This is a genomic window from Mesorhizobium sp. L-8-10, assembly GCF_016756635.1.
Lineage (GTDB): Bacteria > Pseudomonadota > Alphaproteobacteria > Rhizobiales > Rhizobiaceae.
The window spans coordinates 6,451,160-6,464,704 of record NZ_AP023263.1; the positions used below are offsets into that span (position 1 = coordinate 6,451,160).

Here is a 13,545-nt window from a genome sequence, read left to right on the forward strand (position 1 = left end):
CAAGCGGGCACGGCGAAGACGCTGCGGTTTCAGAAAGGACGGTTGTGCGACCGTATCAGGCAGTCGGCAAGCGATAGTCCTGGAACTGCTGGCGCAGCGTAGTCTTCTGGATCTTTCCGGTGGCCGTGTGGGGAATCTCGGCGACGAAGGCGACATCGTCAGGCATCCACCATTTGGCGATCTTGCCGTTCATGTAGCCGAGGATGTCGTCCTTCGACGGCTCCTTGCCAGCCTTGCGCACCACCACCAGCAGCGGCCGCTCGTCCCATTTGGGGTGGGCGACACCGATCACGGCAGCCTCGGCGACATCGGGATGGCCGACGGCGAGGTTCTCGATATCGATCGTCGAAATCCACTCCCCGCCCGACTTGATGACGTCCTTGGCCCGGTCGGTGATCTGCATGTAGCCGCTGGCATCGATATGGGCGACGTCGCCCGTGTCGAACCAACCCTCTTCGTCGAATTGCTCCTTGCCGGCCCCGCCGTAATAGGCCCTGGCCACTGCCGGACCCCGCACCTTCAATCGTCCGAAGGTCTTGCCGTCCCACGGCCGGTCGACATTGTTATCGTCCGTCACCTTCATCTCGACGCCGAACGGCGCATGCCCTTGCTTCTGCTGGACGTCCAGCCGGGCATTACCCTCCAATCCGTCATGAACCGGCTTCATCGTGCCGAGCGTGCCCAGCGGGCTCATCTCGGTCATGCCCCATGCATGGATCACCTCGACGCCGTAGTTGTCCTGGAACTTCTGGGTCATGGCGCGCGGACAGGCTGAACCGCCGATCACCACCTTCTTGAGATGAGGCAGCTTCTTACCCGTCTCCTCCAGATGCTGCAGCAGCATGAGCCAGACCGTCGGCACGGCGGCGGTAAAAGTCACCTTCTCGCTATCGAGAAGCTCGTAGATCGATGCCCCGTCCATCTTGCCGCCGGGCATGACGAGCTTGGCGCCGATCATCAGCGCGCTCTGGCCTAGTCCCCAGGCATTGGCGTGGAACATCGGCACGACAGGCAGCACCACGTCGCGCGAGGAAATGCCCATCGCATCGGGCATGCAGGCGATCATCGCGTGCAGCACGTTGGAACGGTGGCTGTAGAGCACTCCCTTGGGATCGCCGGTCGTTCCCGATGTGTAGCACATGCCTGCGGCGGTGTTCTCGTCGAAGCTCTTCCAGGCGAAATCGCCGTCGGCCTCGCCCAGCCACTCCTCGTAGGCGACGGCGTTCGGCAGCGAAGTCGCCGGCATATGCGCCTTGTCGGTGAGCACGATGACCTGCTTGAGCGACTTCACCCCGCCGGCGACCTTCTCGATCAGCGGCAGGAAGGTCAGGTCGACGAAAACGGCCCTGTCCTCCGCATGGTTCATGATCCATAGGATCTGTTCCGGAAAAAGGCGCGGATTGAGCGTGTGATAGACCGCGCCGATGCCCATGATGCCATACCAGGCCTCGAGATGGCGCGCGGTGTTCCAGGCCAGCGTAGCGATGCGATCGCCGAGCCCGAAGCCATCGCGCTCGAGTCGCTGGGCGACTTTCAGCGACCGGCTGCGCAATTCGCCGTAATTCGTCCTGACGATCGGGCCTTCGATGGAGCGCGATATGATCTCGCGATCGCCATGCTGCAAAGCCGCATGGTCGATCAATTTGTGGCACAGCAGCGGCCATTCCTGCATCAAGCCGAGCATTGAATCCTCCCGAAATTACCTCGCGGATAATTGAGAGCGACACGCGCGCTTTGTCCAGAGGAATGACGCGGCTTCCCTTGGGGCATCGATGAAAGTCGGCAAAGGGGCCTCGTCACAATACCGCCATTCTCGCGCGAAATCCTTCCAGGTTGGTGGGGCTCAAAGAGTAAGAGGCGTAAACTAGCGAGAGGCTCCCCATGGACGCGACCAGCGAGGTCCGTCGGACCGCCGTCCCCGTGAAGCTGCCTGCGGTTGCGGCAGGAGTAAGCTTCGCGATCGAAATGCGCGAAAACATCCAGCCTGCGGCTGAAGACCCCGATCCCTCGACCCTGGGCGAACTTCTGTCCGAAATCGACCTGACACCGTCCCAATTCGAGGATGCGCTGCCCGACCTGCCGGACCTGGAGGATTTCGAGGAGTCCGTCCGCATGGCGCTCGCGGCCGTCGGCGGGGAGCTCCTGTTCCAGATGCGGCTGGAGAATGTCGACGATTGCCGGCACGTGGCCGCGGTGACGTTGGGCACAGGCGGCGATCGCCGGGTCGCCCTCGTCATTCTGCCGCCCGAGGGTGTCATGCGGATCGAACCGGTGGAGAGCAGCACCAACCCGCTTGCGGCGCTCGCTCGCTCCTACGCCGGCGTGCTCGACGCGTACCAGTCGGCGGCTTGACTCCAGCAAGGGCCGCCGCCGCGACGTTCGAAGCGAAACAGAAGCTTCCTGCGCGGGATATAAAAGGCAGGGGTTGCGCCCACCTCGTTGCGTCAGGCATACAAAGAAGCGATTGGTGCCGTCCCGCGCCGGCAGGTCCATCACGGACGCAGAGGGACAACGTCGCTTCCTCAGGAGGGCCAGCAGATGAAGACGTCAGGGAATCCGTCACCTGGCTTCGCTCGCAACCCGGGCAAGTCGATCAGCGTCGCGCCTTACGAGGGCACGGTCACCGTTCGATCCGGGGATAGGATCATAGCCGATTCGGGACGCGCGAAGCTGCTCACGGAGGTGCCCTATCCGCCGGTCCTCTATGTTCCCTTCGGCGATATCGATTTCGGCGCCCTGGAGAAGACATCGACCTCGACCCACTGTCCCTACAAGGGCGATGCGAGCTACTGGAGCGTCAAGGGCGGCGCGAAGGATGCGATGTGGGCCTATGAGGCACCCTTCGACGAAATGGCGGAGATCAAGGATCATGGCGCGTTCTATCCCGACCGGGTGACGGTCGAGACGCGGTGAGCCGAAGCGTCACGATCAGCGAGGGACTGCGCCTTCGAAGCACCACAAGGTGACTCGAGGCGATTCGTCGATCTCGAACCAAGGAATCCCACCCGTCATTCACAGCAGAATCGAGAGGCAACGGCGCCATGCCCGGCAGACTGCCTTGGTGGTATCTGAACATCTTCTTCACAGCGCATTAAGCTTTTGCGTGCAGCAACTTTCCATCGACAATATCGAACGCATGGACGCCTGCGCTGTTCTGGTGCATAGCCTCCCCATGACGGAGCCCCTACGTGCATTGATTCAGGTGACGCAACGGTGAGCAGTTCCCATGGCGAGGGCTGTCGGACATTTCGGTGGCACTACATTCTGTCGGCGATGGCCAGCGTTGCCTTGTCGATCTGGGGCGCCTACGCGACGTCGATTCCCAATCCCGATGCCTCGCTGTACCTGAGAGCGGCAGAGTATTTCTCGCAAGGTCGCTTCGCCGACGGAATGGCCATCTATCGCTGGCCGTTCTACAGCTTGCTGATTTCAGGGGTCATGTCGCTCACCGGCTTGTCGGCGCTGCTCGCCGCGCAGGTCGTCAACGGCGTCCTGACGCTCGGCACGACCGTCACTTTTGTCGCGCTCGCCTATCGGCTGACCAATGGCGACCGGGCCTTTGTGACGGTCGCAACGATCATGATCGTTTTCCAGCCTCAGCTCACGGAACTGCGATCCTGGGTGATACGCGACAACGGCTATCTCTGTTTCTTCCTCGTCGCCGTCTACTTCGCGGTAGCCGACAACCAGCAGCCGTCGCTGTTCAGGAAGCTCGCCCTGCTCGCAGCACTGGCCGCCGCGACCTTGTTCCGGATCGAAGGATTCTATCTGGCAGCGCTTGTCGCCGTCTACTACATCCTCATCCGGCTCAGGACCGTTACCCAGCAGGCCAGCACGATCGCCGTCTTCGTCATCGCGGTATCCGCAATACTGCCGTTCATGTTCGGCATATGGGCGAGCGGTACCTTCGCCAGATGGATCGAGGGCAAAGTCCTGCCGCAGAAGATGTCGATCTTCGGCCCCGCCATTCTCGAGCGCGTCGACATCCTCGAGAAGGATGTGCTGGTGCTCGGCTCCGGACACGGATGGCAGGCCTATGTCGCCATCGCTGTTGGACTGGCGCTCATCCAGATCGTGCGCGCGTTGACGCCGGTCTATACACTCTTCGGCCTCTTCGCGTTCCTGCCGCATCGCCTGCTGCCTCAAAAGGCCAACCTCACCGTGGTCTGGTTCGCGGCCGGCCAGTTGCCGATGCTGATCCTGTTCACCTTCATGAAGGCGCTGCTCGACTGGCGCTACGCCATGGGCTTCGCCCTGATCGCGATGTTCGCGACCGTCGCCTGCGCGACCGCGAGTTGGCGAGAACTGCTGATGGGGCGCCCCCGGGCCTTTCTGGTCTTTCCCTCCATCGTCATCGCGGTCGCCATAAGCTGGGTTCTGGACACCCCGAAGCACGGACGACTGGGGCAATATACGGATGCAGCGACCTGGATCCGCGAGAACGTGCCGGCAACCGCCAACATCTGGATGAACGAGCCGCGTATCGCCTATTTCTCGGGTCACACCTATCGGAATGTGGCAGGGGTCACCGAGATCCTCTCGCTCCCCCGTCCGGCGTTCGAGAAGAACGGGCAGATCGACGTCTTTGTCTATGCGACCGGCACCGCCGATCTCAAGGCACCGTTTCCGAATGGCCGTCCGCCCAAGGTGGTCCAGACATTCTTTGGCACGGACGGGAATTTCGTTCAGGTGTTCGCCATGTGCCGGGCGATGACGCACTGCAGCCCGCCGTCGAAGCCGGCCCCCGCCAGTCAATGAGGATCGCCCTCGGCATCCACCGGCTGCAGCCGCGCGGCGGGCTCGAAGACAACTGCCTTCGGATCGCGGCGGAACTCGATCGCCGCGGCCACGAGGCAACGTTGTTCGTAGCCGGCGCTTGTCCGGATGTGAAGTTTCCTGTCGTATCGATCGCCCCGCGGCGCAAGCCATCATCGAATCACGTGCGCGCCGCGGCCTTCGCCACAGCCTTCGTCAATGCGACGAACGGACGTTTCGACCGAACCGTCGCGTTCCAGCCCGCGCCCGGTGCCGAAATCCTGTTTCTGGCCGATGCGCTGCGCAACCGCGCGGACACGCCTTTTCTCAAGCGCCTGACTCCCAGATTCCGGACCTTTGCCCGGCTTGAACAGGGCTGTTTCGACACACCGGCCAAGACGCGGATCATCGGCGTCGCCCTTTCCCAGATGCGAGCCGCCGTGGAGCGCTATCCCTCGAGCCGCGAGCGTGTCGCCGTCATCCCCCCCGCCATTGCGGAAACGCGGCGGCGGCCCGAGCTTCGCGATCAATTGAGGCCGGCGGCACGGGCAGAACTGGGATTGGCGCCGGACGAGCCGGCCTGGCTCTGGCTCGGCCTCCAGCCGGAAATCAAGGGCCTCGACCGCGTCATCGAAGCGCTTCCCGACCATCCCCGCGCACGCCTGCTGGTCGGAGGCCTCGGCTCCGGCGATCACAAGATGCGAAAACCCCTCGCCCGCGCCGCGCAACTCGGCGTGGGCGACCGCATCCGATGCATGGGCTACATCTCGGGAGACCGTTTCTTCAAGGCAGTCGCGGCGGCCGATGTGCTCGCCCATCCGGCGCGAGTCGAAGTCGCAGGGGCCGTGATTCTGGAGGCGATCGTGAACGGTCTGCCTGTCGTGACCACTGATATATGCGGCTTTGCCGGGCGGATCCTGGAGGCTGGCGCCGGCAAGGTCGTGACCGGCCCTTTCGCGGCCGACACCTTCAGCAGGTTTCTTGGTGACGTCGGTGGCGCCGGCAACGAGGACCTTTCACGCAGGGGCATTGCCTATGGCGCCAATCCGGAGCTCTATTCCGGCGTCGACGTTGCCTGCGACCTGATCGAGGCCGAGCATTGGCCGGCCCCTCCGGAAGGCCTCTGAACAGAAGTGCGACGCCGCTTGATGCTCCTGCCCGTCAGGGGCGTGACGCTCAGTCATGACGCCGTCGGTTCCCTCCCACCCGTTCCACTCGGGCGCACGAGGGTGAAGCCCTTCCTTCGAGGCCAAACGGCATTTGACCACCCTTCGCGCACAGGCGGCTCCGCCCAACGACCGTATCGCGGCGAAATCGGCGCCGTCGCTGCCGGCTCAGGCCTGCTTGCGCACCGCGGCCTGCGCCGCCGCCAGCCTGGCGATCGGCACGCGGAAGGGCGAGCACGAGACATAATCGAGGCCCACCTCTTCGCAGAACCTGATCGAGGCGGGATCCCCGCCGTGCTCGCCGCAGATGCCGAGCTTGATGGCGGGACGCGTGACGCGCCCCTTCTCGGCCGCTAGGCGCACCAGTTCGCCGACGCCGTCGACATCCAGCGACACGAAAGGATCCTGTTCGATGATACCCTTGCGGCGATAGGTCTCGAGGAAGGATGCGGCGTCGTCGCGGGAAATGCCGAAGGTGGTCTGGGTCAGGTCGTTCGTCCCGAAGGAGAAGAATTCGGCCGCTTCGGCGATCACATGGGCGCGTATCGCGGCACGGGGCAATTCGATCATCGTGCCGACCAGGAACTCGATCTTGACCCCCGCCTCGTCCATCACCTCCTTGCCGATGGTTTCGATATGGTTCTTGACGTAGTCGAGCTCGGCTTTCAGCCCGACCAGGGGAACCATGATTTCCGGCACGACCGGCGCACCGGTCTTCTTCGCCGCTTCCACCGCTGCTTCGAAGATGGCGCGCGCCTGCATCTCGGCGATCTCGGGATAGGAGACCGCCAGACGGCAACCGCGGTGACCGAGCATCGGATTGAACTCGTGCAGCGCCTCGGTGCGCTGGCGCAGCCTTTCGGCCGACACGTTCATCGCCGCGGCGACCTCGGCCACCTCCTCCTCCGTCTTCGGAAGGAATTCGTGGAGCGGCGGGTCGAGCAGACGGATGGTGACAGGCAGGCCCGCCATGATCTCGAACAGTTCCACGAAATCGGAGCGCTGCATCGGCAACAGCTTGGACAGGGCGGCGCGGCGCTCCTTCTCCGTGTCGGCGAGGATCATCTCACGCATCGCCACGATCCGGTCGTCCTCGAAGAACATGTGCTCGGTCCGGCAAAGGCCAATTCCTTCGGCACCGAAGGACCGCGCCATGCGCGCATCGGACGGCGTCTCCGCATTGGTGCGCACCCTCATGCGCCGAATCGCATCGGCCCACTCCATGATCGCAGCGAAATCGCCGGAAAGCTCCGGCTGCAACATCGGGACGGCGCCTTTCAGCACCTGGCCGTTAGCGCCGTCTATGGTGATGACGTCGCCCTTGCGGAAGGTCGTGCCGAGCGTGGACAGCGTGCCGTTGCGGTAGTCGACGCGCAGCGATCCGGCGCCGGAGACGCAGGGCTTGCCCATGCCGCGCGCGACGACGGCCGCATGGCTGGTCATGCCGCCGCGGGTGGTCAGGATGCCTTCGGCCGCATGCATGCCATGGATGTCCTCGGGACTGGTCTCGACCCGCACCAGGATCACCTTGCGCCCCTGCGCCTTCAGTTCCTCGGCCTCGTCGGATGAAAAGACGATCTCGCCCGTGGCCGCGCCCGGCGAGGCAGGCAGGCCGATACCGATGACATTGCGCTCGGCCTTGGGGTCGATCGTGGGATGCAGCAACTGGTCGAGGGACGCCGGATCGATACGCGCAACGGCTTCCTCGCGGGTGATCAGCTTCTCGGCCGCCATCTCCACGGCGATCCTGAGCGCTGCCTTGGCCGTGCGCTTGCCGGAGCGTGTCTGCAGCATCCACAGCTTGCCACGCTCGATGGTGAATTCGAGATCCTGCATGTCACGGTAATGCGTCTCCAGCCGCTGGGAGATCTCGACGAAGGACTGGAACGCCTCCGGCATCAGCTTCTGCAGCGACGGCTTGTCCGAACCGGCCGCGATGCGGGCGGCCTCGGTGATGTTCTGCGGCGTGCGGATACCGGCGACGACGTCCTCGCCCTGCGCATTCACCAGGAACTCGCCATAGAGCATCTTCTCGCCGGTCGAGGGGTTGCGCGTGAAAGCGACGCCGGTGGCCGATGTTTCGCCCATATTGCCGAAAACCATGGCCTGGACGTTGACGGCCGTGCCCCAGCTCTCGGGAATGTCGTGGAGCCGGCGATAGGTGATGGCGCGATGGTTCATCCAACTCGAGAACACCGCCCCGATCGCGCCCCAGAGCTGCTCCTGCGGATCCTGGGGGAAGGGCTCGCCCAATTCTTCCTCGACCTTGGCCTTATAGAGAGCGATGACGTCCTGCCACTCGCCGGCCGACAGTTCGGTGTCGAGTTCATGGCCGAGCCTGGCCTTTTCCTCCTCGAGGATCTCCTCGAACACCTCATGGTCAAGGCCCATGACCACATCCGAATACATGTGGATGAAACGACGATAGCTGTCATAGGCGAAACGCGCGTCGCCCGCATCCCTGGCCAGCGCCTCGACCGTCACGTCGTTGAGGCCGAGATTGAGCACCGTGTCCATCATGCCCGGCATCGAGGCGCGGGAGCCGGAACGCACGGAAACCAGCAGCAGGCGCGAGGGATCGCCGAAGCTGCGGCCTGTCAGTGCGCCGACATGATCGAGCGCCGACTGGACTCCGGCCTTGAGCGTGGACGGATAGGAACGGCCGTTCGCGTAGTACCAGTTGCAGGCTTCCGTCGTGATGGTGAAGCCCGGCGGTACGGGAAGGCCGAGGCTGCACATCTCGGCGAGATTGGCACCCTTGCCGCCCAGAAGCGTGCGGTCGCCGGCCCTGCCCTCCGCCGCACCATCCCCGAACGTATAGACCCATTTCGTCATCGCGCGCGCCTCTGAAGGTTCCGGTCCAGCCCTCTTATTCGTTCGTGGAGAACGCCGCCACGATAAAATCGGTTGAAGAAAAAGTACTGGAAAAACGCGGGGATCAGCGCCAGCCGGGCGTGGGGGAAAGCACCGATGTCCTATGCGCAGGCCGCTCGACAGCGTCGCAACCCATGACATTCATGCTTGCGGCTGCCCTCCTGGCCGTATAGAACATAAAGAGAACGAGTGAGGTGCGCGATGAAAGAGACCGGCAAACTCGACTATATCGAAATGTCCGCCACGGGTTCGACGCTGGACAGCACCAAGGCCTTCTACAGCGCGGCCTTCGGCTGGTCCTTCACCGACTACGGCCCGAACTACACCGCGTTCGACGAAGGTCTGGAAGGAGGGTTCCAGACCCAGGAGCAGGCAAAGCCGCTCCCCATCCTCTATTCCAGGGAACTCGAAGCGACCTTGACAGCGGTCGAGGAAGCCGGCGGCAGGATCGTCAAGCCGATCTTTTCGTTCCCTGGAGGACGACGCTTCCATTTCGTCGATCCAGCCGGCAACGAACTGGCGGTCTGGGGACAGTAGAACATGTCTCCCGAAAGGGTGCCGTGGTTTCGGGATAAGGACATGCGCAAATCAAGAACCTGCAGCGCGTCGCGTGAATGCTTTTTCGTGCGACATGATGTGGAGCGCCGCGCTTCCATCCGAACGCGCAAAGGACACTCCAGCACTTTGAACCCACGCATCGTGCTTTCCGAAAATCGAGTACGTTCTTCGGGCCGGTAGCCACCCGCCGCACTATCGCGGCTGGGCGAGCCGGGTGAGGACACGTCTCAGTGCGCCTGTCGCGAGCGCGACATCGGGCTCCTTCTGCAAGGCCATCAGGTAGCGCAGGCGAAACTCGGCCTGTGTGCCCTCCTCCTCGCCGAGCAACTGTCCGGCCGCGGTCAGGAAGGGAGCGAGTTCCGCAATGTCCTCCTTGTCGTCGAGCGCCTCTTCAAGCTGCACGATGAGTTGCGACAGGGCACCCATCCAGCTGAAGCGCGGATCGCCGATGACGGCGAAAAGCAGCGTATAGGGGTTCTGCAGTTCCGGATCGTCACCGGCCTCGGCGCGGATCAGCGCGCGATGAAGCCCCTTCAGCGCCGTTGCCAATTCTCCGCCTCGCGCGCGTTCCTCTTCCGTCATGAGATTCGTTCCTAATCGCATCGTGCTTTCCCAAGATCGTACTCGATTTTCGGAAAGCACGAAGCTCGGATTCGAAGCCAGAACGTCCTTTGCGCGTCCCACTGGACGCGGGGCGCTCCAGGCGGATCAACTCGCCTCGCGCAGTCGCTCGGCTGTCTGCAGGTCGACCGAGACGAGCTGGCTGACGCCCTGCTCGGCCATGGTGACGCCGAACAGCCGGTTCATCCGCGCCATGGTGATGGGATTGTGGGTGATGACGACGAAACGCGTCTCCGTCGTCGCCGCCATCTCGTCCATCAGGTTGCAGTAGCGTTCGACATTGTGGTCGTCGAGCGGCGCATCGACCTCGTCGAGCACGCAGATCGGCGCCGGATTGGTGAGGAACACGGCGAAGATCAGCGCCATTGCGGTCAACGCCTGCTCGCCGCCGGAAAGCAGCGTCATGGTTTGCGGTTTCTTGCCAGGGGGACGCGCCAGGATTTCCAGCCCCGCCTCCAGGGGATCCTCCGATTCGATGAGCTGAAGCTCGGCGGTGCCGCCGCCGAAGAGATGCGTGAACAGGCGCTGGAACTGGCTGTTCACGACGTCGAACGCCGCCAGCAGCCTATCCCGTCCCTCGCGGTTGAGGTTCTGGATGGCCTGGCGCAGCTTGCGGATCGCCTCGATGATGTCCTCGCGTTCCGAAACGATGGTCTCGAGCCGCTCGGAAAGTTCCCTCTGTTCTTCTTCGGCGCGCAGATTGACCGCGCCCAGCCGCTCGCGCTCGATCTTGAGGCGTTCGAGCTGACGCTCGACCTCCGCCGCATCGGGCATGGGATCGTCGGCCTCGAGCCCGGTGTGGCGGATGACCAGGTGCGGGGGAGTGTTCAGCGCCTCATGGATACGGGCTTCCACTTCCTTGCGCCGCTCGTCGGCTGCCGTCAGACGCTCCTCCGCGCGAGCACGAGCCTCGCGCGCCTCGGCGAGCCCCTGGATCGCAGCGGTTGCCGCCTTGTCTGCGACCGACTGGCGGTTCTCCGCCTCCTGAAGGCGATCGGCTGCATTCTTGCGCAATGCTTCCGCATCCCTGAGCTGGCTCATCAGGGAACGACGACGCTCGTCGATCTCGTCGGGCGCTTCGGCGAGCGCCTCGCGCTCTTCGATCGCCTCGGCACGGCGCGCCGCGAGCGCTGCGATCTGGCGATCGGCGTTCTCGGCACGCGACACCCAGCTCTTGCGTTCGGCGGAGATCGCGGCGAGCCGGCGGACCCGCGCCTCCGCCTCGCGCTTCAGGCCTTCATGCACGGCTCGGGCTTCGGCAAGCGCGGCACGATCCCCGGAGACGTCGCCCGCCATCCTGTCGAGACGCGCCTGGAGATCGCCGAGATCGGGGGCCGAGGCGAGCGCATCCTCGGCATCCTGATAGGCGGCCTCGATTTCCTCGCTGCCTTGCTCCAATCGCAGCCGTGCCTCTTCGAGGGCCGCGCGTCGGGTCGAAAGCTCGCCTGCCGCCTTCTCGGCCTTTGCCAGCGCGTCGCGCGCGGCTTCGAGAGCGTGCTGGGCGCCGCGCCAGGCCTGTCGCGCATCGCGTTCGGCTTCGGCCGACTGCCGCACGCGCCCTTCGGCGCTGGCCAGTTCTTCTTCGGCCGCTCGCACCCTCTTCGTCGCGGCGACGGCTTCGGCGTCCAGTTCCGCCAGACGGTTCTTCTGCGCAAGGCGCTGCGCGGCCGGCGTCGGCGCATCGGCGCTTGCCGTCATGCCGTCCCAACGCCACAACGCGCCTTCCCGGCTGACCAGCCTCTGGCCGGGTTTCAGAGCCGCCTGGAGCGCCGCTCCCTCGCCCGCCTCGACGATGCCGATCTGGTCAAGGCGGCGTTCGAGCCGGCGCGGCGCGGATACGACCGATGCCAGCGAGCGCAGGCCCGCGGGCAGCACCGGATCGTCGGGCTGCGGTTCCACTTCGGCCCAATGCGCCGGAGCAGCAGGATCCATCGGAAGGTCGAGATCCTCGCCGAGCGCCGCGCCGAGCGCCGTTTCGTAGCCGCGCTCCACGCGCATCTGTTCGAGAACGGCCGGGAACAGGTCGCCGCTCGCAGCGTTCAGCACCTTGGCCAGCGTCCGCGCCTCGGTCTCGACGCGAGCGAGTTCGGCACGGGCCTCCTGCAAGGGTGAACGGAGTGCGGCCTCGGCCGCACGTGCATCGACGACCGCTTTCTCGGCGCCGATGGCATGGCTTTCGGCGACTTCGACCGCCTCCGCTGCCTGCTCGACCAGCAGGCGTTTCTCGGCCGGGTCGGCGAGCCCCCCGATCCGGGCGGCGATATCATCGGCTTCCCGCGCGACCTCGGCGAGCTGGCGCGCCAGCCGATCACGGCGCTCAGCCGTATCGCGCAACGCACGCTCCGCCTGCTGGCGGGCCGCGGCCGCTTCAGCCCGCTCGGCCGTCAGCGCCGCCAGGGCGCCTTCGCTCGCGGCAAGCTTGGCAGCGGCCTCCTCGAAAGCCGCTCGCGTGGTCATCTCGCGGTCGGAGGCGACGGCGTTCTCGTCCTCGAGCGTCGCCTCCTCCTCGGCGAGGCGCTCCAGTATGTCCGCATTGTCGCGGACCATCTGCTCCTCGCGACGCATGTCCGCGTCGAGCTGTGCGATGCGCTTGTCGAGCTCGGCCTGGCGGGCCTGCACCCGCCCCGCTTCTTCCTCGATCTGAGCGCGAGCGATGGAGAGGCGCTGGAAGGTCGCCGCTGCCGCCGCCTCGGCGTCGCGCAGTTCCGGCAGCCGATGGGCGCCGATCGCCTGCTCCTTGGCAGCGGCCATCTGGGCCTCGGCCCGGTCGCCGACCAGCATGGTCGCCGAGGCGAGCGCGGACTTTGCCTCGGCCTCCTGCGCCTTGGCAGCGGTCCATCGCAGATGAAGCAGAATGGCCTCGGCCTTGCGGATGTCGGCCGACAGGTTCTTGAACCGCGAGGCCTGACGCGCCTGGCGCTTCAGGCTGTCGATCTGACTTTCGAGCTCGCCGACCACATCGTCCAGCCGCTCGAGATTCTGCTCCGCAGCGCGCAGCCTCAGCTCAGCTTCGTGACGTCGCGTGTGGAGACCCGAGATGCCCGCCGCCTCTTCGAGCAGAGCGCGCCGGGCCTGCGGTTTCGCCTGGATCAGCTCGCCGATGCGGCCCTGGCCCACCATCGACGGCGAGCGCGCGCCGGTCGACTGGTCGGCGAAGAGAAGCTGCACATCCTTGGCGCGCGCTTCCTTGCCGTTGATCCTGTAGACCGAGCCTGCCTCGCGCTCGATACGGCGAGAGACCTGCAGTTCGTCGGCGTCATTGAAGGCCGCGGGCGCGGTGCGGTCGCCGTTCTCCAGGAACAGCGTCACTTCCGCCGTGTTGCGGGCGGGCCGCGTTGCCGAGCCCGAGAAAATAACGTCGTCCATGCCGGACGCGCGCATGTTCTTGTACGAGCTTTCGCCCATCACCCAGCGCAGCGCCTCGACGAGGTTCGACTTGCCGCAGCCGTTCGGGCCGACGACACCCGTCAGGCCGCGTTCGATCACGAACTCGGACGGCTCGACGAAGGATTTGAACCCGAGAAGGCGGAGTCGGGTGAACTTCATCCGCCGTCACCGCCGGACGAGCGGA

General features: G+C 64.9%; 9 protein-coding genes. 5 read left to right on the top strand and 4 right to left on the bottom strand.

All coding sequences use genetic code 11. The features are described from left to right. Window positions 1–55: 55 nt before the first annotated feature. Window positions 56–1,684 carry a fatty-acid--CoA ligase gene (locus JN280_RS30165; protein WP_202307733.1) on the bottom strand — a complete coding sequence of 543 codons (1,629 nt, stop codon included), beginning with the start codon at window positions 1,682–1,684 and terminating at the stop codon, window positions 56–58. Between the two features lie 197 nt (window positions 1,685–1,881). Between JN280_RS30165 and JN280_RS30170 the strand changes: the two genes are divergently transcribed. From JN280_RS30170 to JN280_RS30185, 4 genes are all read left to right on the top strand, one after another. Next, complete coding sequence (locus JN280_RS30170) at window positions 1,882–2,352, top strand: hypothetical protein (protein WP_202307735.1); 471 nt, start codon at window positions 1,882–1,884, stop codon at window positions 2,350–2,352. Between the two features lie 186 nt (window positions 2,353–2,538). After that, window positions 2,539–2,913, top strand: a complete 375-nt coding sequence (locus JN280_RS30175) for a DUF427 domain-containing protein (RefSeq protein WP_202307737.1) — start codon at window positions 2,539–2,541, stop codon at window positions 2,911–2,913. A 300-nt stretch (window positions 2,914–3,213) separates the two neighbouring features. After that, window positions 3,214–4,758 carry a hypothetical protein gene (locus JN280_RS30180; protein ID WP_202307739.1) on the top strand — a complete coding sequence of 515 codons (1,545 nt, stop codon included), beginning with the start codon at window positions 3,214–3,216 and terminating at the stop codon, window positions 4,756–4,758. Continuing rightward, a complete protein-coding gene (locus JN280_RS30185) occupies window positions 4,755–5,882 on the top strand; it encodes a glycosyltransferase family 4 protein (protein WP_202307741.1) in 1,128 nt (375 codons plus the stop codon). Before JN280_RS30180 ends, JN280_RS30185 begins: the two co-directional genes overlap by 4 nt. A gap of 207 nt (window positions 5,883–6,089) precedes the next feature. Here JN280_RS30185 and ppdK read toward each other — a convergent pair whose 3' ends face one another. Then, on the bottom strand, window positions 6,090–8,756 hold the full coding sequence (gene ppdK, locus JN280_RS30190) for a pyruvate, phosphate dikinase (RefSeq protein WP_202307743.1): 2,667 nt from the start codon (window positions 8,754–8,756) through the stop codon (window positions 6,090–6,092). Window positions 8,757–8,996: 240 nt separating this feature from the next. Between ppdK and JN280_RS30195 the strand changes: the two genes are divergently transcribed. Then, window positions 8,997–9,332 carry a VOC family protein gene (locus tag JN280_RS30195; protein WP_202307744.1) on the top strand — a complete coding sequence of 112 codons (336 nt, stop codon included), beginning with the start codon at window positions 8,997–8,999 and terminating at the stop codon, window positions 9,330–9,332. A 213-nt stretch (window positions 9,333–9,545) separates the two neighbouring features. On the opposite strand, the gene JN280_RS30200 is transcribed toward JN280_RS30195, so the two are convergent. Both JN280_RS30200 and smc read right to left on the bottom strand, forming a co-directional pair. Continuing rightward, the gene (locus JN280_RS30200) at window positions 9,546–9,956 is read right to left on the bottom strand and encodes a hypothetical protein (protein ID WP_202307745.1); all 411 of its coding nucleotides are present in this window, start codon (window positions 9,954–9,956) and stop codon (window positions 9,546–9,548) included. A gap of 105 nt (window positions 9,957–10,061) precedes the next feature. Further along, entirely contained in the window at window positions 10,062–13,520 is a 3,459-nt protein-coding gene (smc, locus tag JN280_RS30205) for a chromosome segregation protein SMC (RefSeq protein WP_202307746.1), read from the bottom strand. Window positions 13,521–13,545: the final 25 nt, after the last annotated feature.

What these genes read in the sequence shown, in the direction of transcription:
- JN280_RS30200 (WP_202307745.1), bottom strand. Translation starts at nt 9,956, where the DNA reads ATGCGATTAGGAACGAATCTCATGACGGAAGAGGAACGCGCGCGAGGC.
- smc (WP_202307746.1), bottom strand. Translation starts at nt 13,520, where the DNA reads ATGAAGTTCACCCGACTCCGCCTTCTCGGGTTCAAATCCTTCGTCGAG.
- JN280_RS30195 (WP_202307744.1), top strand. Translation starts at nt 8,997, where the DNA reads ATGAAAGAGACCGGCAAACTCGACTATATCGAAATGTCCGCCACGGGT.
- JN280_RS30185 (WP_202307741.1), top strand. Translation starts at nt 4,755, where the DNA reads ATGAGGATCGCCCTCGGCATCCACCGGCTGCAGCCGCGCGGCGGGCTC.
- JN280_RS30175 (WP_202307737.1), top strand. Translation starts at nt 2,539, where the DNA reads ATGAAGACGTCAGGGAATCCGTCACCTGGCTTCGCTCGCAACCCGGGC.
- JN280_RS30165 (WP_202307733.1), bottom strand. Translation starts at nt 1,684, where the DNA reads ATGCTCGGCTTGATGCAGGAATGGCCGCTGCTGTGCCACAAATTGATC.
- JN280_RS30170 (WP_202307735.1), top strand. Translation starts at nt 1,882, where the DNA reads ATGGACGCGACCAGCGAGGTCCGTCGGACCGCCGTCCCCGTGAAGCTG.
- ppdK (WP_202307743.1), bottom strand. Translation starts at nt 8,756, where the DNA reads ATGACGAAATGGGTCTATACGTTCGGGGATGGTGCGGCGGAGGGCAGG.